Genomic DNA, 18,514 nt, shown 5'->3' with positions numbered 1-18,514 from the left:
ACACTGCCAGCCAAGCAATCCACCCATCATCTCTTTGCCCCGAGGCTCCATGGCCCATCCAAGGCTTATCACCACACCCGCCTGCATTTTTGCGGCTGCACTGTGGGCCGTTCCAGCCAGCGGCGCCCTTGCCGCCGACGTGCCTCAGGACATCCTGGAGGTTCACACCCGCTGCGTTGCAACCACGGCCGGCATCGACCTGGTGTTCGAGCTGCGCAACCGCAGTGAGCGCACGGTCTGGGTGTCGGCCGATACGGCGCCGTGGACGCCCTCTTCTCGTAGCCTGCGCATCACGGCGGAGCGCCAGGGGACGGGCGCGCAGCGGCTTCAGGGAACTACCGCAGCGGCGGCGCCAAGCCCATCGGGTTTGGTCAGGGTGCTGCCCTCCGGTCACGCCGAGGGCGTGGTGCCGCTGTCGCGCAGCTTCCCCGACCTCGCGCAGGCGGCGCAGCAAGCGCCTGTGCGCATCCACTGGACCTGGCAGGGACTGGTCAGCGATTCTGGCTTGGCCGGGGCTTGGGCGCCGACGGCGCGCTTCGAGGGAGAGGCGACGGTGCAGGGCGGCGGGTGTTCGCTGGTGAGTGCGCGGAGGCTTTGACGGTCCGCCCGCCTGTGCACCCGCGGCAGCGGACAACCCTGCAGGATTGCTGCCTGTCGTTTTTGCAGCCACAGGCGCAGGGGTCGTCTCCACCAACGTCCTGCCGACCTTAGGCCGGCTGCTCCCCCTGCGCCAGCCGCGCAGCAATGGCATCGAGCACCGGCGCCAGCTCCGCCACCGAGTCGATCACATAGTGCGCGCCTGCAGCGCGCAGCTTGGCCTCGGCCGCGGCGCGGCGCACGGCCTGCTCGGCCGGGCCCAGGGCCTGCCATTCGGCCAGGGGCAGGCCCATGGCGTTGCCGCTGACGGACAGACCGACTGCCCAGGTGCCGGCGGCCAGGCCTTCCTGCACGCCGACTTCGGTGTCGTCGACCTTGACCACGGTGGCGGGCCAGCAGATGCCCAGGTCGGCAAAGCATTGCCACATCATCAGCGGGGTAGGCCGGCCGGTGGCCTGGTCGCCGGCGCAGACCAAGTTGTCCGGCACATAGCCGCCCTGGGCGGCGATGGGGCTGACGATGTCCATGATGGGCCGGTTGTAGCCCGTGGTGGAGCCGACCTTGAGGCCGCGCGCGCGCACGGCCGCCACAGCATCGAGTGCACCGGGGATGAAGCCGCTGAAGTCGGGCACCACGGCGGCGTTGAGGGGGGTGAACACTTCGTACAGCTGGTCCACGTCGGCGTCGGTCAGTGGCCGGCCATACTTGGCTTGCCACTGGGCGGCCACCTCGGGCAGGCGGCCCAGGGCCTGGATGTGGTCCCACTTGGCCATGCCCATGGGGCCGCGCGCCTGGGCGATGCTGAGGGTGATGCCGAACTGCTCGAACAGGCGCACGAAGGCGCCCATGGGCGCGCAGGAACCGAAGTCGAGGATGGTGCCGGCCCAGTCGAAGACGACGGCGCTCAGTTGGTCGCGCGCGGACGATACGGCGGGGACTGAAGGGGTGGTGTTGCTCATGGTTCTGTTGTGATGGATGGAGGGCGCGTCACCAGGCGGTGAACACGTCCTCGGCAATGCCGAAGGCGGTGCTGGCGCCGGTGCCGCTGGTGACCAGCACCACGCGGGTGGCGTCGTCGGGGGCGTCGATCAGGCAGTCGGTGCTGGCCGACGAGGGGTAGGTGCCGACCCAGCGCGCGCTGACGGTGGCCTCGCGCAGCTTGAGGGTTTCGCGCAGGTGGCGCAGGATGAGCGCATCCACACGCTCGCTGGCAAAGGGCTCGGGCGCGGCGCCGTAGTGGTGCGAATCGCCCACCACCAGCGAGCCGTCGGCGCTCTGCACCACGATGAGGTGGATGCCGTGGTCCAGCGACTCGCCCTCTTCGCGGCGCATCTGCTCCAGCAGGGGCGCGGCCTCGGGCAGGCGGCTGTAGCCGTGGTAGCGCACCAGGCTCAGGTCGGCCATCACGGAGCCGGGCAGCTGAAAGCCGGGCTCGGGCACCACGCGCAGCATCTGCAGCTGGCACAGGCGCAGGTCGTGCGGCGCCAGGCGCTCGGCGAACAGGCCATGCAACTCGGTGTTGGTGCACACGGCCACACGCTCGGCGTGCAGCACGGCGCGCGAGGTGCGCACGCGCGGCGTGGCCACCTCGAGCACGGCTTCGCCGAAGCGGAACTGCACGCCATGCGCCTCGGCCAGCCAGCGCGCCAAGAGGCCGATGGCGGTGCGCGATTCCACGCGCATCTCGTGCGGGCTGTAGAGCACAGACTGGGCGCCATCGAGCTGCAGCGCAGGCGCACGACGTGCGGCCTCGGAGGTGTCCAGCAGCTCGCAGCCCTCGGCCATCTCGGTGCGCATGAAGGCTTCGAGCACGGTGTGCGCCAGCGGGCGAAAGACGCTCAGGTACAGGCCATGGTGCACGGCCGCTATGCCGGCCTGCGGCGCCACATCGCCCCAGACCTCGCGCGCACGCCGGGCGCGTCGCCAGGTGTCGCCCGCGCCCTGGCCGGTGACGGTGATGAAGCCGAAGTTGCGGATCGATGCGCCCACGCAGGCGGCGTCGCGCTCGACCACGCAGACCTTGAGGCCGCGCTTTGCGGCGGTGTAGGCATGGGCCAGGCCGACGATGCCGGCGCCGACCACGAGGAGGTCGAAATGGGATTCAGAAGGGTTGCTTGTCGTCATGTTGTCTCGGTGGCAAGAGAATGGCGCGCCAGCCGCAGCACGGGCCAGGCGCGTGCCTGGGCCTCGGCCAGCAGGCGCGGATCGGGGTCCACCACCACGGGGTGGCCCACGGCCTGCAGCAGGGGCAGGTCGTTGATGGAATCGCTGTAGAACGCGGCGCTGGCCAGCGCGGCATCGGCATCGGCATCGGCATCTGCACCGCGCGCAACCAGCCAGGCGTGCAAGCGCAGCAGCTTGCCCTCGCGCATGTTCAGCGTGCCCTCGGTGCGGCCGGCAAAGCAGCCATCGGGCAGCAGCGCCAGCTCGGTGGCGATCAGGTGGTCAAAGCCCAGCGCCTGCGCGCTGGGCTCGGCCAGGATGCGGCTCGACGCGGAGCTCAGCACCAGCATGTCGCCCGCATCACGGTGGCGCTGCACCAGCGCGTGCGCGGACTCGGGGATGCGCGGGGCGATCACATGGCTGAACCACCCGTCCAGCAGGGGCTGCCATTGTTGCGGCGTGCGACCCACGAACAACGCGGCGTAGAAGCTGCAGAACGCATCGGGCGCGACGGTGCCGGCGTGGTAGCGGCGGTCCATGTCGGCATTGCGCTCGGCCATGGTGGCATCGAGCAGACCCTTGGCACGCAGGTAGTCGAGCCACAGCACCTCGCTGTCGCCGGTGAGCAAGGTGTTGTCCAGGTCGAAGATGGCAAGGCGTTGTGTCATCGTCATCTTGCCGGGGCGCGCCAAGCCTGGGTGCGCTTGTCGACGAGCTTGCCAAGGCCCAGGTACGCCAGCGTGACCACGGCCGAGGTGGCGGCGATGAGCACGGCCATGGCGGCGGCGGGGCCGGTGTCGCCGGCTTCGTCGAGGTTGAGAATGGCCAGCGAGGCCAGGCGCGTGTCGGGCGAGTACAAAAACACCACGGCCGAGATGGTGGTCATGGCGTTGATGAAGAAGTAGCGCGACACGTCGAGCAGCACGGGCAGGCAGATCGGCAGGGTCACGCGCCAGAAGGTCTTGTACTGCGGCACCTTGAGCGAGGCCGAGACGGCTTCGAACTCCGCGTCGATGGCCTTGAGCGCCGTGACCATGGTGATGTGGCCCGTGGTGTAGAAGTGCACCACGGTGCACAGCACCATGAGCGGCAGCGTCTGGTACAGCAGGTTGAGCGGGTTGCCCGGCGCGTTGAAGAAGAAGATGTAGCCCAGGCCCAGCACCAACCCTGGCACGGCCATGGGCAGCATGGCCAGCAGGCGCACCACGGGGCGCAGTGCGTCCATGCCGCGCGTCTTCTCCAGCAGGTAGGCGCCCAGGAAGACCACGATGGTGCCCACCACGGCCGTGCCCGTGGCAAGCTTCAAGCTGTTGAACAGCGCGGTGGACACCCCTGCATCGACCAGCCCAGCCACGTAGTGGTTGAGGCTGGGCGCCAGGTTGTAGGGCCAGAACTTGGCGAAGGAGGCGAACACCGCCATGCCGAACATGGCCAGCACCAGCGCCGCGATGGCCAGGCAGTACAGCGCCATCAGCGTGTCGAAGCCGCGCCGGGGCCGGGGCACCAGGGCCACGGCACGTGCGGTGAGCGTGGCGGTCTGCTTGCGCTGCACCAGCGCATCAACGCCAAAGGTCAGCACCGCGGGCAGCAGCAGCAACAGGGCCACCACGGCACCGCGCTGAAAATCCTGTTGGCCGATGACGAGCTTGAACACATCGGTGGCCAGCACGTTGAAATTGCCGCCCACCACCTTGGGGATGCCGAAATCGGTGATCACCAGCGTGAAGCAGACCAGCGCAGCGGAGATCAGCCCGTACTTGGCGCCCGGCAGGGTGATGGTGAAGAACTTGCGCACCATGCCCGTGCCCATGGCGTCGGCCGCCTCGTACAGGCGCGCGTCGGCCAGCGACAGCGCGGTGACCAAAATCATCAGCACATGCGGAAAGGTGGCGAAGCACTGCGCCAGCACGATGCCCGAGGCGCCGTAGATGCCGCTGAAACCCAGGCCCTGCCAGAAGTCCTTGGCGATGCCCTGGTTGCCGAACCAGTAGATCATGGAGATGGCCGACAGCAGCGAGGGCGCCAGCAGCGGCAGCAGCATGGTGCTGCGCAGCACGGCCTTGCCCGGCATGCAGCTGCGCGTGAGCGCGTAGGCAAAGGTGAAGGCCAGCGGCACGACGATGGCCGTGACCAGCAGCGACACCCAGACGCTGTTCCACAGGCTGCCCAGCAGCGCGGGCGAGGCCAGGTAGGAGGTGAAGGCCGCCAGCCCCGCCGGCCCGCCCGAGGAGGTGTGCAGCGACTGCGAGAGGATGGCCACCAGCGGCGCCAGCAGGCCCAGCACCAGCAGCAGCACCACGGCCAGCAGGCCCAGGTGAGAAACGCGGTCGCTCCAGTGCAGGCGCTGGCGCAGCGGGGGCGCGGCCACGGGGAGCGCCATGGCGTTCATGCGCCCTCCCCTTCGCCCTGGGCTGCGAACACGCGCAACCGGTCCATGCGCAGCGCAAAGCGCAGCAGCGCGCCTTCGCGCACGCCGAACTCGTCCATCTGGTTGAGCGAGTACTGCAGCTGCAGCGGCTGGCCCGGCAGGCCGTCGACATCCACCTCGGCCAGGCAGTTGCCGCCCAGGAACTCGATGCGCAGCACGCGGCCGGTGCACAGGGCCGGGGTGTCGTCGCCCAGCGTGCCGACGATGCGGTCCTCGGGCCGCAGGTACAGCTGCACCGCCCGGCCGGCGCGAAAATCAGCGCCCGCGCCGGGGGCGCACTGCAGGCGCTTGTCGCCACAGCGGAACCAGCCACCGCCCTCTGCCACGGCCTGCAGGCGGTTGACCTTGCCGATGAACTCGGCCACGAAGGGCGAGGCCGGCTCGCGGTAGACCTGCGCGGGCGTGCCCACCTGCTCGATCACGCCGTGGTTCATGACCACGATGCGGTCGGCCACGGACAGCGCCTCCTCCTGGTCGTGCGTGACCATCACGGTGGTCACGCCCAACTCGCGCTGCAGCGCGCGGATCTCGTTGCGCAGGCGCACGCGCACGATGGCGTCGAGCGCCGACAGCGGTTCGTCGAGGAGCAGCAGCCCGGGCGAAGTGGCCAGCGCACGCGCCAGCGCCACGCGCTGCTGCTGGCCGCCGGACATCTGCGCCGGGTACTTGCCGCCGCTGCCGGGCAGGCCGACCAGGGCCAGGAGTTCATCCACCCGCGCGGCAATCTGCGCGCGCGGCTGGCGCCGGTTGACCAGGCCGTAGGCCACGTTGTCGGCAATGCTGAGGTTGGGGAACAGCGCGTACGACTGGAACACGATGCCGTAGTCGCGCTGCGCGGGCGGCAGCACCGAGATGTCGCGCCCGGCCTGCAGGATGCGCCCGGCGGTCTGCGTCTCCAGCCCGGCGATGGTGCGCAGCAACGTGGTCTTGCCGCAGCCCGAGGGCCCCAGGAAGCACACGAACTCGCCGCGTGCGATCGCCAGGTCGATGCTCTCCAGCGCCGTGAAGCCACCATAGCGCTTGTGCACGCCATGCAGCTCCAGGTAGGTGCCGTTGTCGGTGGTGGGGGTGTGCATGGTCGCCTTTGCGGGCAGCGGCTCACCGCCGCGCCCGTACAGGGCCTCGCGGGGGGCGAACATCACTTCTTCGCTTCGCTCTTGGTGTCGTAGCGGCGCGTCCATTCGGCCAGCACGCGCTCGCGGCTGGTGGCCGACTGGTCGAAGTCCATCTTGATCAGACGCGCCTCGTAGTCGGCCGGGATGTGGGCCAGCTTGGGCGCCACGCCGGGCTGCGCGGTGATGGCGAAGTTCTTGCCGTACAGGATCATCGCGTCCTTGGACGAAGCCCAGTCGGCCAGCTTCTTGGCGGCGTCGAGCTTCTTGGTGCCCTTGTAGACGGCAAAGCCTTCCAGGTCCCAGCCCAGGCCTTCCTTGGGGAACACCAGTTCGATGGGCGCGCCCTTGGCCTTGTTGGTGTAGCCGCGGTACTCGAAGGAGATGCCTGCCACGAACTCGCCAGCCGCCGCCATGTTGCAGGGCTTGGAGCCCGAGTGCGTGTACTGGGCGATGTTCTCGTGCAGCGCGTCCATGTACTTCCAGCCGCCGCCCTTGCCGTTGTCATCGCCCCACAGCTGCAGCCAGGCGGCCACGTCGAAATAACCGGTGCCCGACGATGCCGGGTTGGGCATCACCACCTGGCCCTTGAACTCGGGCTTGAGCAGGTCCTTCCAGGTCGTGGGCAGGGCAATGTTCTTCTTCTTGGCCTCGACCGTGTTGAAGCACACCACCGCGCCAAACACGTCCATGCCCCACCAGGCGGGGGTGGTCTTCTTGTCGCGGTACTGCGGCATCAGGGCGTCGAGGTTCAACGGCGCATAGGGCTCGAGCATGCCGCTCTTGTCGAACAGGGCCAGGCTGGAGGCGGCCACGCCCCAGATGGCGTCGGCCTGGGGGTTGGCTTTTTCGGCGAGCAGCTTGGCGGTGATGACGCCGGTGGAGTCGCGCACCCACTTGATGGCGATGTCGGGGTGCACCTTGTTGAAGGCCTCCTGGTAGGCCTTGAGCTGGTCCGTCTCGAGCGCGGTGTAGACCACGAGCTCGGTCTTTTGCGCATGGGCGGCAGCGGCAAGAACCAGCCCGAGGGCTGCGGCAATGAAGTGTTTGGCAATTTGCATGGAAGAACTCCGGGTCAGAGAAGCGGCGAATATGCCGACGCGACAAGTCATCTTCATGACACATTGCTGATGCAAAATGCAGGCCAACCCGGTTGATTGTCTATTGAATATCGTAGATTGTAGACAATCTGTACTCTGCGACGTACCATTGCACCCCATGGCGAAACCCCCTTCCACCACCCAGACCACCATTGCACAGCTTCAGGGCAATTCGCTGCCCAAGCTGGTGCAAAACGAGATCGAGCGCATGATTCTGGACGGCACTCTGCTGCCCGGCGCCAAGCTCACCGAAGCCACGCTGGCCGACCAGCTGGGCGTGTCGCGCGGGCCGGTGCGCGAGGCCTTTCGCCTGCTGGAGGAAACCGGCCTGGTGCGCACCGAGAAGAACCGCGGCGTGTTCGTGCGCGCCGTGCCGATCGAGGAGGCGCTGGAGATCTTCGAGGTGCGCGCCGTGATGGACCTGTACGTGGGCCGCAAGCTCGCGCAGACCGCCACCGCCACCGAGGTGCGCGAGCTGCGCCAGCTGGTCGACGCCATGGACCAGGCCGTCAAGGGCGGCAATGCGCAGGACTACCACCGCTTCAACCTGCAGTTCCACGACCGGCTGCTGGAGCTGGCCGGCAATGCCAAGCTGGTGGCCACCTACCGCAAGCTGGTCAACGAGCTGTCGCTGTTCCGCCGCCAGAACCTCACGGAGGAATCGATGGCCGTGTACTCGCGCGAGCACCGGGCCATCGTCAAGGCCATCGCCGCGGGCGACGCCGAGGCCGCCGGCCAGGCCATGCACGACCACGTGATGAACAGCCGCGAGCGCACGCGCCTGAACTACGAGGCCCGGCACTCAGCGCAAGCGGTACCGGCTACCAACCCGGGCGCGCGGCGCACGGTCGCGGCCTGATAGACAGATACGCAAAAAAGGGGCGCACGCCATGGCACTGACACTGGATGACATCCGCACCCTGTTCACGCGCAAGGGTGCGGCGCAGTACAGCGGCGAGCCGGTCACGCAGCTCGAACATGCGCTGCAGTGCGCCCACCTGGCCGAGCAGTCGGGCGCCGGCGACGAGCTGATCACCGCCGCGCTGCTGCACGACCTGGGCCACCTGCTCAACGACCTGGGCGAATCGCCCACGCTGCGCGGCGTCGACGACCTGCACCAGTTCTACGCCCTGCCCTTTCTGCGCGGGCTGTTTTCCGAGCGCGTGCTCGACGCGATCCGCTGGCATGTGGATGCCAAGCGCTACCTGTGCGCGGTACAGCCGCAGTACCTGGCGGCCTTGTCCGAGGACTCGCGGCGCAGTCTGCAGCTGCAGGGCGGCGTGTTCAAACCCGAAGAGGCACAGGAGTTCCTCGCACGCCCGCACGCCCACGACGCGGTGCGCGTGCGGCTGTGGGACGACCTGGCCAAGCAGAGCGACTTCACCACGCCGCCGCTGGCCCACTACCTGGCTTGCGCACGTCGCTGCCTGCTGGAGGACGCCCCCGCGTGACGCTGGCTGCACCAGTCGTGCTGGCCTGCGCGCTGGTCTGCTGACTGGGGTGCTTCACCGCGGCTGCGTTGGGCGTCAGGCCATCATTGCGCTTCGGCTGGCCAAGAGCAGCACCCCCACGGCCAGGAACACGACCCACGACAGGTGCCTGCCGCGGGTGAAATACAGCGGAAAGGCGGCAGATACCAGAGCGGTCACGCCGACGACCAGGAGCAAATCGTCCCGGGATACCGGGCCGCGGCCGAGCGCGAACACCAGGCAGGCCAGGGCCCACCACACCACGGTGATGAGGTGCCACACCAAGCGCAGCGTGCCGGCGGTGAAGGCCGTGCTGCCCAGCACCCTGGGCAGACTGACCTCGCGCCGGAAAAGTCGCATGAGGATGTAGCGCTCGCCCAGGATGGAGTGGGCCAGCCCGGTCAGCCAGATCAGGACAGCAGCGGTGGCTAGCATGGGTGGCAATGCCTCAGGGATGTTGGACATCGATGATAGTGGCTGCCTGGTAACAAGTGGATGCCTTGCAGTCACCATGGCAGCACACGGAACCCACATAATGCGCAACAAGAGATAGCTGCCGAGCCGCCCCGGGGCGCACCGGTACGGCTGCAGCAAGTAGCCCATTGCGACAAGGAGGAAAGAAGCCATGAAAACACACCCGACCCGACCACGGCACGCCTGGCTGCTGTGCGTTCCGCTGATGCTCATCCAGACCCATGCCGCGCAGGCACAGGACCAGTTCGTGGACCTGCGCTCCAACGGCGGCTACACCTCGGCCCGCCTGGCGGACGACGTGACCCAGGTGGACCTGGCCGAGCAAACCCAAGGCGCCTGCCGCTTCAACCGCACCTGGGGCTACGACCTCACCAACCGCGAGCTGTGGACCAATGGCGGCTGCGGCGGGCGCTTCAAGATCACGCGCACCTATGCCCAGGGCAATGGCAACAACAGCTCCAACAACGCAGGCGCAGCCGTCGCGGCCGTGGCCGCCATTGCGGGCATTGCGCTGCTGGCCAACCACAACAAGCACGACAACGACCGCCGGCCCGACTACCCCGACTATGGCAACGGTGGTGGCGGCGGCCGGGGCGGCGAGATCCGCGTCAACGGCAACCTGTGCCTGGACGTGAGCAAGGGCAACTTCCGCCCTGGCAACCCGCTGCAGGTGTTTGCCTGCAACGGCACCGACTCGCAGCGCTTTCGCGTAGGCCGCGGCGGCGAGATCCGCGTGCGCGACTTCTGCCTGGACGTGGAGCGCGGCGACCCGCGCGACGGCGCCCGGGTGGTGCTGTGGTCGTGCTCGGGCGCCCCCAGCCAGAGCTGGACGACGCGCGGCGGGCAGATCGTGAGCCAGCTGTCGGGCAAGTGCCTGGACGTGGTGGACGGCCAGATCCGCCAGGGGCAACCCGCCATGGTGTGGCAGTGCAACCGCAGCCCCAGCCAGCGCTGGTGGTGGTAGGAGCGTCTTAAAAAACTCTTCTGGCGTTGTTGCTATGTCTTGTCGTACTACCGTACTGCCTGCGACACAGCGCCTGGCCAGAACCGCTTCGCTGAGTTTTTTCAGCCGCTCTGAACGGCTTTCATTCCCAGCAGACACAGCCAAGAGGACTACTCATGAAAATGATGAACCGATCTATCGCCCTGCTCTGCGTTGCCGCGTGCACCCTGTCACTCACCACGGCGGCCATCGCACAGACCGCCGACACCCCCGCCGCAGCCAAGCCGGCCGCCGCCCCCCATGCCCACAAGAAGGGCAGCGGCCGCGCTGCCGGTGACCGCCTGCAGGCCATCTGCACGGCGGCCGACCTGGACCACGACGGCAATGTCTCGCTCGACGAGTTCCACCAGGACATCGTGCAGAGCTGGCACAGCCTGGGGCCGGACGCCAGCGGCCATGTCGTGCTGCTCGAGCTGGCCCAGGTGCCGCGCATGGGCAAGGGCCGCATCAAGCGCCTGGCCGCCGCCGACAAGGACGGTGACGGCAAGCTCTCCTTCAAGGAGGTCGTGGAAACGCGCATGGCTTACTTCGAGGCGGCCGACGCGGACAACAACGACCTGCTGTCGGTGCAGGAGTGCGTGGCCTTCGAGAAGAAGCGCCGGGCCGCCCGGCCCTGAGCGCAAACCCCTTCAGAATGCACGACGGGGCTTCGCAGCCCCGTTTTTTGTTGCACCGCGTGGCCGCGACCTGCCCGGCAAGCATGCCAGGTCAAGTCGCACTTGAGTTGCTTGGGCCCGCAAGGAACCTTTCCAGTGCAGTTCGGCCGGGCAACCCCGCTCGGCAACGCCCCATGGCTCACCCCATCGCGTGCACCAGCCCCCACAGCACCCCGACACCCGACAGCAGCGCGCAGGCCGCAAACGCCGTGTAGCCCCAGGGCATGGGCCGGCCGTTGCCCAGCGCCCAGAGCAAGGCGATGGGAACCGGTGCCACGGCGACCGCGGCGGCGCCGACCCAGAGTGCGCCCGTCCACCAGCCGATGAGCCCGCCCCAGACCAGGCCGAGCAGGCACAGGCCGAACGCGGCGACGGGGCGGGAGATGTTCCAGGGCTCGCCCTGCCAGGCAAAATCCGCAGGCGTTCCGACGGGGGTGCGCACGGTCGCGGGCTTGCCCGCGGCGGCAGCCATGGCATCGGCGTGCCACAGGATGCCGATGCCGGCGGCCCCCAGCACCAGCCAGATGCCCATGCCGCCCGTGAACCATGCCACCCACTGCGTGAGCGCCACGGCAGCCAGCAGGCCCAGCAGCAGGGGCAGCACCAGGCGCCCATAGCACCGGTTTACAAGGGTGGCGGCGAATCCGGCCGGTGTTGCGTCCATGGTTCGATCGGTCCTTGCTTCACCGGGGGTTGGCAGGCGCCAGGGTGACGGCCTGCCGCGCACTTTGCCAGAACGCGGCATCGCGCACGGGCGCGCCCCAGGCGTGCAGGTAGTCGAGCACGGCCTCGCGCTGCAGGCGGTCGCGCACGCGGCGGGCGGTGTAGGCCTGCACGGCCTCGAACGGCAGTGGCTCGCCCTGCTGGTAGAAGTCCCAGCGCGGCGAGTCCTTCATCGCGCGCACGGCGCGCTCCATGCGCTTGCCGGCGTAGGTGATGAATTCGTTGATGGGTTCTGCATCCGACGCCGTGCTGCTGCTGCGCACGGCCACACCGTCGTGGCCAAAACGCTCGCAGGCATATGCCACCACGAAATAGTCGCCCGAAGAGACGCCCGGCATGACCGCCGTGAGCCCCGGATCGCAGGCAGGGGACCACAGCAGCAGCGGCAAAGTGCCCCGCTGGTAGCCTTGCACTGGGAAGGCCAGCGCGGTGTGCTCCGCCCGCCGCGCCACCAGCGGGGGCAGCCCGGCGAACTGGTCGACCAGCCCGGACAAGGGCGTGCGGACCACCGACAGGTTGAAGAACGGGCGTGCGAGAACGGGGGGCATGGTCGTCGAGGGCCTGCGCGGCGGGTGCACCGCGCGCGCATCATGGCACAGCCGCGCCCCACGGAGGGGGGCGGGCTGCAGCGCTGGCCGGGCCTGCCACGGCGATGGTCACCGCGCGGCGGTCTGCTTCCACCAGTTGGGCATGGCGGCCAGCACCTCGCCACCGGCCTTGAGGCTGTTGGCCAGCTCCAGTGCGGCGCTGCCGGGGGCCGTGGCGATGATGTACCAGTTGCCCAGGGTGCCCAGGGTGCCCAGGCGCTGGGTCACCGTGAGGCCCTTGGCCTGGGCCCAGGCGCGCACCTGGGCGTCGCTCCAGTCGGCGTTGAACTTCACGATCACGCCGCCGGGCAGCGCCATCAGCCGGCCCGCGGGGGAGTTGCCCTCGCGGTACACGGGCGAGGTGTGCGTGCCGGCGCCCTTGGCCACGGGCTGGCTGGCGGGCTGCAGCTGCACCAGGGGCGCAGGGCTGCCGGCATCGCCCACGCTGCGCGCCTGGCTGCTGCCCGCTTCGGGCGTGGGGGTGATGATGGCGACCTGGCTGGTGTCGAGCGTGATGGTGCGCTGGGTGTCGCCATCGAAGTAGTGGGCGGTGGTGGCGGCCAGCGCGCCGGTGGCGGCGGCACAGGCGGCCAGGACCACCGCGGCACGGCGCAGGCTAGTGAGTGGGGAGAGCTTCTTCATGGTGCGGGACCTCGGCAAGTGTTCGGGGAAATGGAATGGAGTGCTGCAGGGCATGCGGTGCAACCCATCAGTAGCCATAGGCCTTGATGCTCCAGGCCGAGACGCTGCCGGTCTCGCCCGTCTTGCCGTCGCGCACGGACAGGGTCCAGCTGCCGTCGGCGGCCTCGCCCATCAGGCGCGCGATGCCGAAGGTGAAGCCCGCTTCCAGCGCGGCACCGCAGGTCACGGCATTGCCACCGGTGTCCTTGCAGTCGCGCACCACCGATACCGTGCTGCGCGTGCCCGCGGGGCTGGTGAGCGTGATCTCCAGGTTGCCCACGTTGGTGTGGTTGGAGGTGATGGACAGGTCCACGAACTCGAGCTTGCCGATGCCACTGCCCTGCAGCGTGAGGCTGCTGGTGGCGGCCGGGCCGTCGTCCGCAAGGGCCAGGGGGCTGCCCAGGGTGGCGGCCTGGGCGGCGGTCTTCTGCGCGGGCAGCAGCGCCCAGCCCGCGGCCGCGCGCACGGCGGCCAGCGCGTCGATGGCGCCGTAGCCGTACTCGTGGTTCACTGGCAGGCCGCCGCCGTTGGTGGCCCAGCCGGTGTTGGCGGGATCGGTCTTGCGCGCGGTGCGGGCCAGGATGGCGCGCACATCGCGCCAGGTGAGCGCGGGGTTGGTCTCCAGCAGCAGCGCGGCCACACCGGCCGCCTGCGGCGTGGCGGCCGAGGTGCCGTTCATGCAGCGCGTGTAGTTGGGGCTTCCGGTGATGTCCTCGGGCTTGTTGCCGTCGTTATAGCCGGTCGCGCCGGACACGTCGGTGGTGGTGGTCGTCTGGGTGGAGCAGAACTCGCCGCCGTAGGCCGTGACCAGCACGTTGGAGCCCGGCTCGGAGTAGGAGGAGCGCTTGCCCTGGTCGTTGAGCGCGCCGATGGCCAGCACGCCCTGGAAGTTGGCCTGGCCGTCGTAGTCCGAGCGGTCCTCGGGCGCGCCGTTGCCTGCCGCCCAGGTGTAGATGGCGCCCTTGCCGCCGCGCCCACTGGTGATGCCGGTGCGGATGGCGTCGCGCCACAGCTCGTCGGCCGGGGCCAGCAGGCCATTGCTGTCGGCGGCGCCGTAGCTGTTGGTGTAGATGTGGTTGCTGGCCAGGTCCTTGGTCACCGCGTCGGCGCCAAAGGCGCCCGTGGTGGCGGCCAGCAGGTTGTAGCCCACCAGGCGGGCGTTGAAGGCCACGCCCGTCACGCCCAGGTTGTTGTTGCCGATGGCCGCCGCCAGGCCACCGCAGCTGGTGCCGTGCGAGCTGGTGGAGGACGAGGGGTCGCCATAGGCGTTGGTGCGGTAGTCCCAGCTCTTGCCGGCCACCACGCGCAGGTCTTCGTGGAAGATGTCCAGGCCGTCGTCGATCACCGCGATCTGGATGCCCGTGCCCGTGGCCAGCTGCCAGGCCTTGCCGATGTTCAGGTCCTCGCCCGCCAGGGCGGCCGGGCCGCCCGCGCCGCTCTGGCCGGTGTTCTTGAGGTGCCACTGGCGGCTGAACAACGGGTCGTTGGGCACCAGCGCCGCCAGCGGCGCACCGCCGCCCACGCTGACCAGCCCGCCCAACGTGATCACCACGTCGTAGAACGACTGGCTGCCCACCGTGAGGGTGGCAATGGTGAGCTGCCCGTTGGACGGGTTGAAGCTGTCATAACTGCGGTTGGGCCCCGAGGCGCTGAAGCCCAGCACGCTGCCCACCGTGATGACGACGTTGTCGTACTTGTTGTCCCCCACCACCAGGCTGCCGATGCGCACCTCGGTGGGGCGGTCGGGGGACCAGGTGGTGGCGGCACCGGCCAGCCCGCAGGCAGCCAGCAAGGCAGTGGCGAGCGCCAGGCGCGCAGGCCTGCGGAGGGAGGTAGATCGTGGACGACGCATGGAAGACACCCCTGTTGGTTTTGGATTGAAGGCAACACTGAACAAGTCCCTCGCGCGCCGCGCGCCCCGCTTTGGGCGGTCTGCGGCGTTGCAAATGCTCGCCATAGCACCGGCTATGGCTGCGCTTTGCGCCTGGCAGCCCATCCCAAATCAGGACACGCGCCATCGCGAAGACTTATTCAGCGTTGCCTTTACGGCGGCACGATCCGGTCTTGTTTCAGGTGCCGCTTTGCAATTATCAAAACCGCTTTGGCTTTGCGCCAGAGAAATATGGCTGGACGGTCGGTCGTCCACCCCGCGGCACGCCTTGCCTGCGCGCGCCTTCAAGTCAATAATGTTGACATGAAAAATCCTGAAGACAGCCTTCCTCCAGGCAACACCTCCTCGGGCCCCACCGGCCTGCAGATCCTGCAGGCCATGCAGGCCGGGCGCATCCCGCCCTCGGGCATTGCCACCACCATGCCCATGCGGCTCACCACCGTGGAGCGCGGCCTGGTGGTCATGGAAGTGAGCCCCGATGCCCGCCACCTGAACCCCGCGGGCGCCGTGCACGGCGGCTTTGCCGCCACCTGCCTGGACGGCGCGGCCGCGCTGGCCCTGCTCTCGGCCCTGGGCCCGGGCGCGCAGTATTCGACCGTGGACCTGAACGTGAAGTACGTGCGCCCGCTGACCGAGGGCGTGGCCTACACCGCCACCGGCCGCCTGGTCGAGCAGACGCGCAGCCTGGGCATCTGCAGCGCCGAGATCCGCGGGGCGGACGGCAAGCTGCATGCGATGGCGTCGGCGACGCTGATGGTCAAGGCATAAAAAGGCGCCTGGAGCCGCCCCCCGCTGCTAGCATGGCAGCAGACACGCCCTTGCCCACCCGCCGCCCATGCAAAGCCCCACGGTTCCGTTTCGCCTGCCCGCCGATCGGCTGGCGGAGCAACTGGCGCAATTCAACGCACGCGCGGAGGTGCAGTGGTTCGGATTCGCGGGCGCCTTCCAGCAACCCGGCTCGGCCGTCATCACCTTCACGCGAAGCAATGCTGGCCTGTAGGGCGGCGGCGGCACGGCGGCCATCAATGGCGGGGTGATTGCCGCGGGCTTCGATGCCGCCTTCGTGCTGGCCGGGCTGGGGCAGTACGACACGCCGGTCGTCGTCACGCTGGAGCTGTCGGTCAAGTTCCTGTCGCTGGCACTGGCGACGCAGCCGCTGGCGTTCCACGCGCATGCCGTTCGCTCGGCAAAGAACTTCTCGTTTGCCGAGGGCTTTCTCGCGCCGGTGGGCGCGGCGGCAGGCCAGCACATGGCGATTGCAACCGCCATGGTGGCGCCGACGCGCTGAGCCCGCCCCTCAGGCCATGCGTGCCAGCGCGGTCATTACCTCGCGCCACGCATCCTGCCCCTCGGGGGAGACGGTGCGCATCGCCGCCTCCATGGCTTCGCGCTCATGGCGCGAGGCCGTGGCCTCCACCTGCCGGCCGCGCTCGGTGAGCGACAGGCGCTTGGTGCGGTGCTGCACCGGGTCGCGCTGGGCCAGCAGGTAGCCCTCGTCCTGCAAGAACTTGAGCGGCCGGTGCAGCGCCTGCTTGCTCACGCCCAGCAGTTCGATGAGCTGCCCGACCGAGATGCCCTCGGCCCGCGCCACCGCGTAGAGCAGCCGGTGGTGCACGCGCGACAGGCCTTGGCTTGCCAAGAACGCATCGGCCTTGACCACCAGCCCGCGGAAGGCAAAGTGCATGAGCAGCAGCGCGCCGTCGAAGGGCTGCAGCGGGCGCATGCCGGCGCTGGCGGCGCGCGGCAGGTCGAAGGCCGGGTGGTCGGCGGACTGCGGCTGGGCCACCTGGTTCGGCGCCGTTGAGGCTGGGGTCGGTGCGGGCTTGCGGGGCATCGTGGGCGAGCGCGTGGGGTTCGATCGATCGGTCAGGCGGCTGCGTTGCCGTGGCCCGTGGGGACAAAGAAGGTGTCCAGCGTGGGAAAGCGGTCCGTGCCCTCGATGCAGTCGAGCAGGTACAGCGCAAAGCCCGGATCGCCGGTCCACAGCGAATAGCGCATCTGGCCGAACTGTGCGCGGTCGCGCTCGGTCTGGCCTATGCCGTGCATGGCGAAGGCGCGGGCACGCTGCAGCCAGAGGGCATCGCCCGTGCGCCGGTACAGCTTCAGAAAGGCATAGCCATTGCCGCCCGTGCCATGGCACAGGTTGGAGCCCTTGCGCAGCGGCCCTGCGGCCCAGGTGGCCTCGGCGCCGGCCAGCAGCAGGTCGTCCAGCTCCGTGCCGGGGAAATCCCCCAGGCAGATCACGAAACCCGGCGCGCCATGGCAGAACTGCATGAGCCCCGGGGCCTCTCTCAAGGGTTTGGAGCTGAGCCGCGCGCGCCAGCTGGCGCAGGCGCCGTCCCACTCGGCCGTCTGGCGGATGGTGGTGGCGATGCACTGCTGCCACGCGGCCCAGTCGGCGGGCGCCAGCAGGTGCCGCCCCTGGACCAGCACCGAGGCCGTGGCCACGAAGCCGTGCACCGCGTCGAGGTAACTGGAGGTCTGGCCGTACATGTCCTGCGTCCAGTAGTGGCAGCGGTGCTCGTCGGACCAGTGCAGCTCGGACCACAGCTGCTGCGCGGTGTCGCGGTAGCGCTGCGCCCACGTCGCATCGCCCGTCTGCTGGTGCAGCCACAGCGAGGCCAGCAAGGTGCCGGGCGACCCCCACATCAGCTCGCGCGCCGGGTGCTGGCGCGTGGCGTCCACCAGCACGCCCAGCCGGGCCAGGGTGTCGGCCGAGGGCGCCAGCCACTGCGCCAGCAGCTCGATGCCGGTATCGCCCATAAGGTAGCTGCCAAACGGCGCACCGCCCTCACCCTCACCCTCACCCTGCCCCATGGCCACTCGGTTGGGCGCCAGCAGTGCGCGCACATGCGGCCCGTAGTCGCGCTGCAGCTGGCAAGCGCCCCGTGCCTGCAGGCAGTGCAGCGCCCAGATCACGCCGCACGCGCCCCAGTACAGCATGTACGAGGGCGCGGCGTCACGGCTGTCGTTGGGGTGGGTGGGCCACAGCCCCTGGGGGGTGAAGCGGGCCTCGGTGTCCTGCACGGTGCGCGCGATGGCCGCGCGGGCGGCGGCTTCGTCCCAGGGCTGCAGGGAGAGCGGTTCGTGGCGGTCGGGTTGGTAGAGCAGCGTGGCGGCCATGTGCGCAGTCTACCGGCGCCCCGCCCCGGTGGCACCGGGCCGCTGCGGCCTGTCCCGCAGCCATTGGACGATGAAGTACACCGCATAGGCTGCCATGCAAAGCCAGCAGGAGACCATGGCACGCACCATGAACACGGCCTGAAAGCCGCCCCAGCCCGTGAAATCCACGCTGTGGGTCATCTCGCTCGCCACCCAATGGACCAAGGCCTGCGCCAGCGGAAACATCATCAACGCCCCGGCCATCCACGCAAGGGGGTTGTGCCTGCGAAACGCGAACCAGAGAAAGACAAAGCCTAGGGCGTGTCATTATTCATTTCACCCCCGCGAAAGCCTGCAGCGCGGCGCAGTGCAAGGCGCCCTGAGTGCCGCGTAGCATGGCTACGCAAGCGAAGGGCAACGCCGCAATGCGCCGCGCTGTAGGCTTTCCCTCCGGGCTGGCCCCGGCATGCGGCGTCTGCTTTGTCGCTCGGCTTGCCCATAGTCCACTATGGGCTGCGCCGCGCTTCG

22 protein-coding genes are annotated in these 18,514 nt (G+C 69.1%); 8 read left to right on the top strand and 14 right to left on the bottom strand.

The annotated features are described in order from the left end of the window. The first annotated feature begins 49 nt into the window (after nt 1-49). Entirely contained in the window at nt 50-598 is a 549-nt protein-coding gene (locus tag AC07PF_RS20350) for a hypothetical protein (RefSeq protein WP_494613026.1), read from the top strand. Nucleotides 599-707: 109 nt separating this feature from the next. Here AC07PF_RS20350 and phnX read toward each other — a convergent pair whose 3' ends face one another. The 6 genes from phnX to AC07PF_RS20320 all read right to left on the bottom strand — a co-directional run bounded on the left by phnX (nt 708) and on the right by AC07PF_RS20320 (nt 7,361). Continuing rightward, nucleotides 708-1,556: a phosphonoacetaldehyde hydrolase gene (phnX, locus tag AC07PF_RS20345; protein ID WP_494613025.1), complete on the bottom strand. Its 849-nt coding sequence runs from the start codon at nt 1,554-1,556 to the stop codon at nt 708-710. A gap of 28 nt (nt 1,557-1,584) precedes the next feature. Beyond that, nucleotides 1,585-2,721 carry a TIGR03364 family FAD-dependent oxidoreductase gene (locus AC07PF_RS20340; protein ID WP_494613024.1) on the bottom strand — a complete coding sequence of 379 codons (1,137 nt, stop codon included), beginning with the start codon at nt 2,719-2,721 and terminating at the stop codon, nt 1,585-1,587. Next, nucleotides 2,718-3,428, bottom strand: coding sequence for an HAD family hydrolase (locus AC07PF_RS20335; protein ID WP_494613023.1), 711 nt, complete (start codon nt 3,426-3,428; stop codon nt 2,718-2,720). Before AC07PF_RS20335 ends, AC07PF_RS20340 begins: the two co-directional genes overlap by 4 nt. Nucleotides 3,429-3,430: 2 nt before the next feature. Beyond that, a complete protein-coding gene (locus AC07PF_RS20330; RefSeq protein ID WP_494613022.1) occupies nt 3,431-5,149 on the bottom strand; it encodes a putative 2-aminoethylphosphonate ABC transporter permease subunit in 1,719 nt (572 codons plus the stop codon). After that, complete coding sequence (locus AC07PF_RS20325) at nt 5,146-6,264, bottom strand: putative 2-aminoethylphosphonate ABC transporter ATP-binding protein (RefSeq protein WP_494613229.1); 1,119 nt, start codon at nt 6,262-6,264, stop codon at nt 5,146-5,148. Before AC07PF_RS20325 ends, AC07PF_RS20330 begins: the two co-directional genes overlap by 4 nt. Before the next feature lie 62 nt (nt 6,265-6,326). After that, nucleotides 6,327-7,361, bottom strand: a complete 1,035-nt coding sequence (locus AC07PF_RS20320; protein ID WP_494609543.1) for a putative 2-aminoethylphosphonate ABC transporter substrate-binding protein — start codon at nt 7,359-7,361, stop codon at nt 6,327-6,329. A 157-nt stretch (nt 7,362-7,518) separates the two neighbouring features. Here AC07PF_RS20320 and AC07PF_RS20315 point away from each other — a divergent pair, with 157 nt between their 5' ends. Both AC07PF_RS20315 and AC07PF_RS20310 read left to right on the top strand, forming a co-directional pair. Then, complete coding sequence (locus AC07PF_RS20315; protein ID WP_494609544.1) at nt 7,519-8,259, top strand: phosphonate utilization associated transcriptional regulator; 741 nt, start codon at nt 7,519-7,521, stop codon at nt 8,257-8,259. Nucleotides 8,260-8,290: 31 nt separating this feature from the next. Beyond that, entirely contained in the window at nt 8,291-8,851 is a 561-nt protein-coding gene (locus AC07PF_RS20310) for a phosphonate degradation HD-domain oxygenase (protein ID WP_494613021.1), read from the top strand. A 75-nt stretch (nt 8,852-8,926) separates the two neighbouring features. Here AC07PF_RS20310 and AC07PF_RS20305 read toward each other — a convergent pair whose 3' ends face one another. Next, a complete protein-coding gene (locus AC07PF_RS20305; protein WP_494613020.1) occupies nt 8,927-9,304 on the bottom strand; it encodes a hypothetical protein in 378 nt (125 codons plus the stop codon). Between the two features lie 190 nt (nt 9,305-9,494). Between AC07PF_RS20305 and AC07PF_RS20300 the strand changes: the two genes are divergently transcribed. Together AC07PF_RS20300 and AC07PF_RS20295 are read left to right on the top strand one after the other, a co-directional pair. After that, nucleotides 9,495-10,307 carry a lectin gene (locus AC07PF_RS20300; protein WP_494609546.1) on the top strand — a complete coding sequence of 271 codons (813 nt, stop codon included), beginning with the start codon at nt 9,495-9,497 and terminating at the stop codon, nt 10,305-10,307. A gap of 155 nt (nt 10,308-10,462) precedes the next feature. Then, complete coding sequence (locus tag AC07PF_RS20295) at nt 10,463-10,963, top strand: EF-hand domain-containing protein (RefSeq protein WP_145697821.1); 501 nt, start codon at nt 10,463-10,465, stop codon at nt 10,961-10,963. A gap of 178 nt (nt 10,964-11,141) precedes the next feature. Here the strand turns inward: AC07PF_RS20295 and AC07PF_RS20290 are convergent, their stop codons facing one another. The 4 genes from AC07PF_RS20290 to AC07PF_RS20275 all read right to left on the bottom strand — a co-directional run bounded on the left by AC07PF_RS20290 (nt 11,142) and on the right by AC07PF_RS20275 (nt 14,845). Next, nucleotides 11,142-11,666, bottom strand: coding sequence for a hypothetical protein (locus AC07PF_RS20290; protein WP_494613019.1), 525 nt, complete (start codon nt 11,664-11,666; stop codon nt 11,142-11,144). A 19-nt stretch (nt 11,667-11,685) separates the two neighbouring features. Then, on the bottom strand, nt 11,686-12,273 hold the full coding sequence (locus AC07PF_RS20285) for a hypothetical protein (protein ID WP_494613018.1): 588 nt from the start codon (nt 12,271-12,273) through the stop codon (nt 11,686-11,688). A gap of 108 nt (nt 12,274-12,381) precedes the next feature. Next, nucleotides 12,382-12,954: a hypothetical protein gene (locus tag AC07PF_RS20280; protein ID WP_494613017.1), complete on the bottom strand. Its 573-nt coding sequence runs from the start codon at nt 12,952-12,954 to the stop codon at nt 12,382-12,384. 67 nt (nt 12,955-13,021) lie between these two features. Then, entirely contained in the window at nt 13,022-14,845 is a 1,824-nt protein-coding gene (locus AC07PF_RS20275; RefSeq protein ID WP_494613016.1) for a S8 family serine peptidase, read from the bottom strand. 342 nt (nt 14,846-15,187) lie between these two features. Here AC07PF_RS20275 and AC07PF_RS20270 point away from each other — a divergent pair, with 342 nt between their 5' ends. The 3 genes from AC07PF_RS20270 (at nt 15,188) to AC07PF_RS20260 (ending at nt 16,172) form a co-directional block, all read left to right on the top strand. After that, nucleotides 15,188-15,652, top strand: a complete 465-nt coding sequence (locus tag AC07PF_RS20270) for a PaaI family thioesterase (RefSeq protein WP_494613015.1) — start codon at nt 15,188-15,190, stop codon at nt 15,650-15,652. A gap of 67 nt (nt 15,653-15,719) precedes the next feature. Continuing rightward, entirely contained in the window at nt 15,720-15,884 is a 165-nt protein-coding gene (locus AC07PF_RS20265) for a hypothetical protein (protein WP_494613014.1), read from the top strand. 33 nt (nt 15,885-15,917) lie between these two features. Continuing rightward, nucleotides 15,918-16,172 carry a hypothetical protein gene (locus AC07PF_RS20260; protein ID WP_494613013.1) on the top strand — a complete coding sequence of 85 codons (255 nt, stop codon included), beginning with the start codon at nt 15,918-15,920 and terminating at the stop codon, nt 16,170-16,172. A gap of 9 nt (nt 16,173-16,181) precedes the next feature. Here the strand turns inward: AC07PF_RS20260 and AC07PF_RS20255 are convergent, their stop codons facing one another. The 3 genes from AC07PF_RS20255 to AC07PF_RS20245 are packed head-to-tail and all read right to left on the bottom strand — an operon-like array spanning nt 16,182 to nt 18,235. Further along, nucleotides 16,182-16,718, bottom strand: coding sequence for a MarR family winged helix-turn-helix transcriptional regulator (locus tag AC07PF_RS20255; protein WP_494613012.1), 537 nt, complete (start codon nt 16,716-16,718; stop codon nt 16,182-16,184). A gap of 32 nt (nt 16,719-16,750) precedes the next feature. After that, nucleotides 16,751-18,007 (bottom strand): lanthionine synthetase C family protein, encoded by a 1,257-nt coding sequence (locus AC07PF_RS20250; RefSeq protein ID WP_494613011.1) that lies wholly within the window; start codon nt 18,005-18,007, stop codon nt 16,751-16,753. Nucleotides 18,008-18,016: 9 nt separating this feature from the next. Continuing rightward, on the bottom strand, nt 18,017-18,235 hold the full coding sequence (locus AC07PF_RS20245; RefSeq protein WP_494613010.1) for a hypothetical protein: 219 nt from the start codon (nt 18,233-18,235) through the stop codon (nt 18,017-18,019). Between the last annotated feature and the right edge of the window lie 279 nt (nt 18,236-18,514).

The organism is Acidovorax sp. GW821-FHT10A04 (assembly GCF_059415825.1).
The sequence above is the reverse complement of the archived record's forward strand: the minus strand, read 5'-3'. Positions and strand labels throughout refer to the sequence as shown.

Coding starts and splice junctions, on each gene's coding strand:
- AC07PF_RS20350 (WP_494613026.1), top strand. CDS start 50: ATGGCCCATCCAAGGCTTATCACCACACCCGCCTGCATTTTTGCGGCT.
- phnX (WP_494613025.1), bottom strand. CDS start 1,556: ATGAGCAACACCACCCCTTCAGTCCCCGCCGTATCGTCCGCGCGCGAC.
- AC07PF_RS20340 (WP_494613024.1), bottom strand. CDS start 2,721: ATGACGACAAGCAACCCTTCTGAATCCCATTTCGACCTCCTCGTGGTC.
- AC07PF_RS20335 (WP_494613023.1), bottom strand. CDS start 3,428: ATGACACAACGCCTTGCCATCTTCGACCTGGACAACACCTTGCTCACC.
- AC07PF_RS20330 (WP_494613022.1), bottom strand. CDS start 5,149: ATGAACGCCATGGCGCTCCCCGTGGCCGCGCCCCCGCTGCGCCAGCGC.
- AC07PF_RS20325 (WP_494613229.1), bottom strand. CDS start 6,264: ATGCACACCCCCACCACCGACAACGGCACCTACCTGGAGCTGCATGGC.
- AC07PF_RS20320 (WP_494609543.1), bottom strand. CDS start 7,361: ATGCAAATTGCCAAACACTTCATTGCCGCAGCCCTCGGGCTGGTTCTT.
- AC07PF_RS20315 (WP_494609544.1), top strand. CDS start 7,519: ATGGCGAAACCCCCTTCCACCACCCAGACCACCATTGCACAGCTTCAG.
- AC07PF_RS20310 (WP_494613021.1), top strand. CDS start 8,291: ATGGCACTGACACTGGATGACATCCGCACCCTGTTCACGCGCAAGGGT.
- AC07PF_RS20305 (WP_494613020.1), bottom strand. CDS start 9,304: ATGCTAGCCACCGCTGCTGTCCTGATCTGGCTGACCGGGCTGGCCCAC.
- AC07PF_RS20300 (WP_494609546.1), top strand. CDS start 9,495: ATGAAAACACACCCGACCCGACCACGGCACGCCTGGCTGCTGTGCGTT.
- AC07PF_RS20295 (WP_145697821.1), top strand. CDS start 10,463: ATGAAAATGATGAACCGATCTATCGCCCTGCTCTGCGTTGCCGCGTGC.
- AC07PF_RS20290 (WP_494613019.1), bottom strand. CDS start 11,666: ATGGACGCAACACCGGCCGGATTCGCCGCCACCCTTGTAAACCGGTGC.
- AC07PF_RS20285 (WP_494613018.1), bottom strand. CDS start 12,273: ATGCCCCCCGTTCTCGCACGCCCGTTCTTCAACCTGTCGGTGGTCCGC.
- AC07PF_RS20280 (WP_494613017.1), bottom strand. CDS start 12,954: ATGAAGAAGCTCTCCCCACTCACTAGCCTGCGCCGTGCCGCGGTGGTC.
- AC07PF_RS20275 (WP_494613016.1), bottom strand. CDS start 14,845: ATGCGTCGTCCACGATCTACCTCCCTCCGCAGGCCTGCGCGCCTGGCG.
- AC07PF_RS20270 (WP_494613015.1), top strand. CDS start 15,188: ATGAAAAATCCTGAAGACAGCCTTCCTCCAGGCAACACCTCCTCGGGC.
- AC07PF_RS20265 (WP_494613014.1), top strand. CDS start 15,720: ATGCAAAGCCCCACGGTTCCGTTTCGCCTGCCCGCCGATCGGCTGGCG.
- AC07PF_RS20255 (WP_494613012.1), bottom strand. CDS start 16,718: ATGCCCCGCAAGCCCGCACCGACCCCAGCCTCAACGGCGCCGAACCAG.
- AC07PF_RS20250 (WP_494613011.1), bottom strand. CDS start 18,007: ATGGCCGCCACGCTGCTCTACCAACCCGACCGCCACGAACCGCTCTCC.
- AC07PF_RS20245 (WP_494613010.1), bottom strand. CDS start 18,235: ATGATGTTTCCGCTGGCGCAGGCCTTGGTCCATTGGGTGGCGAGCGAG.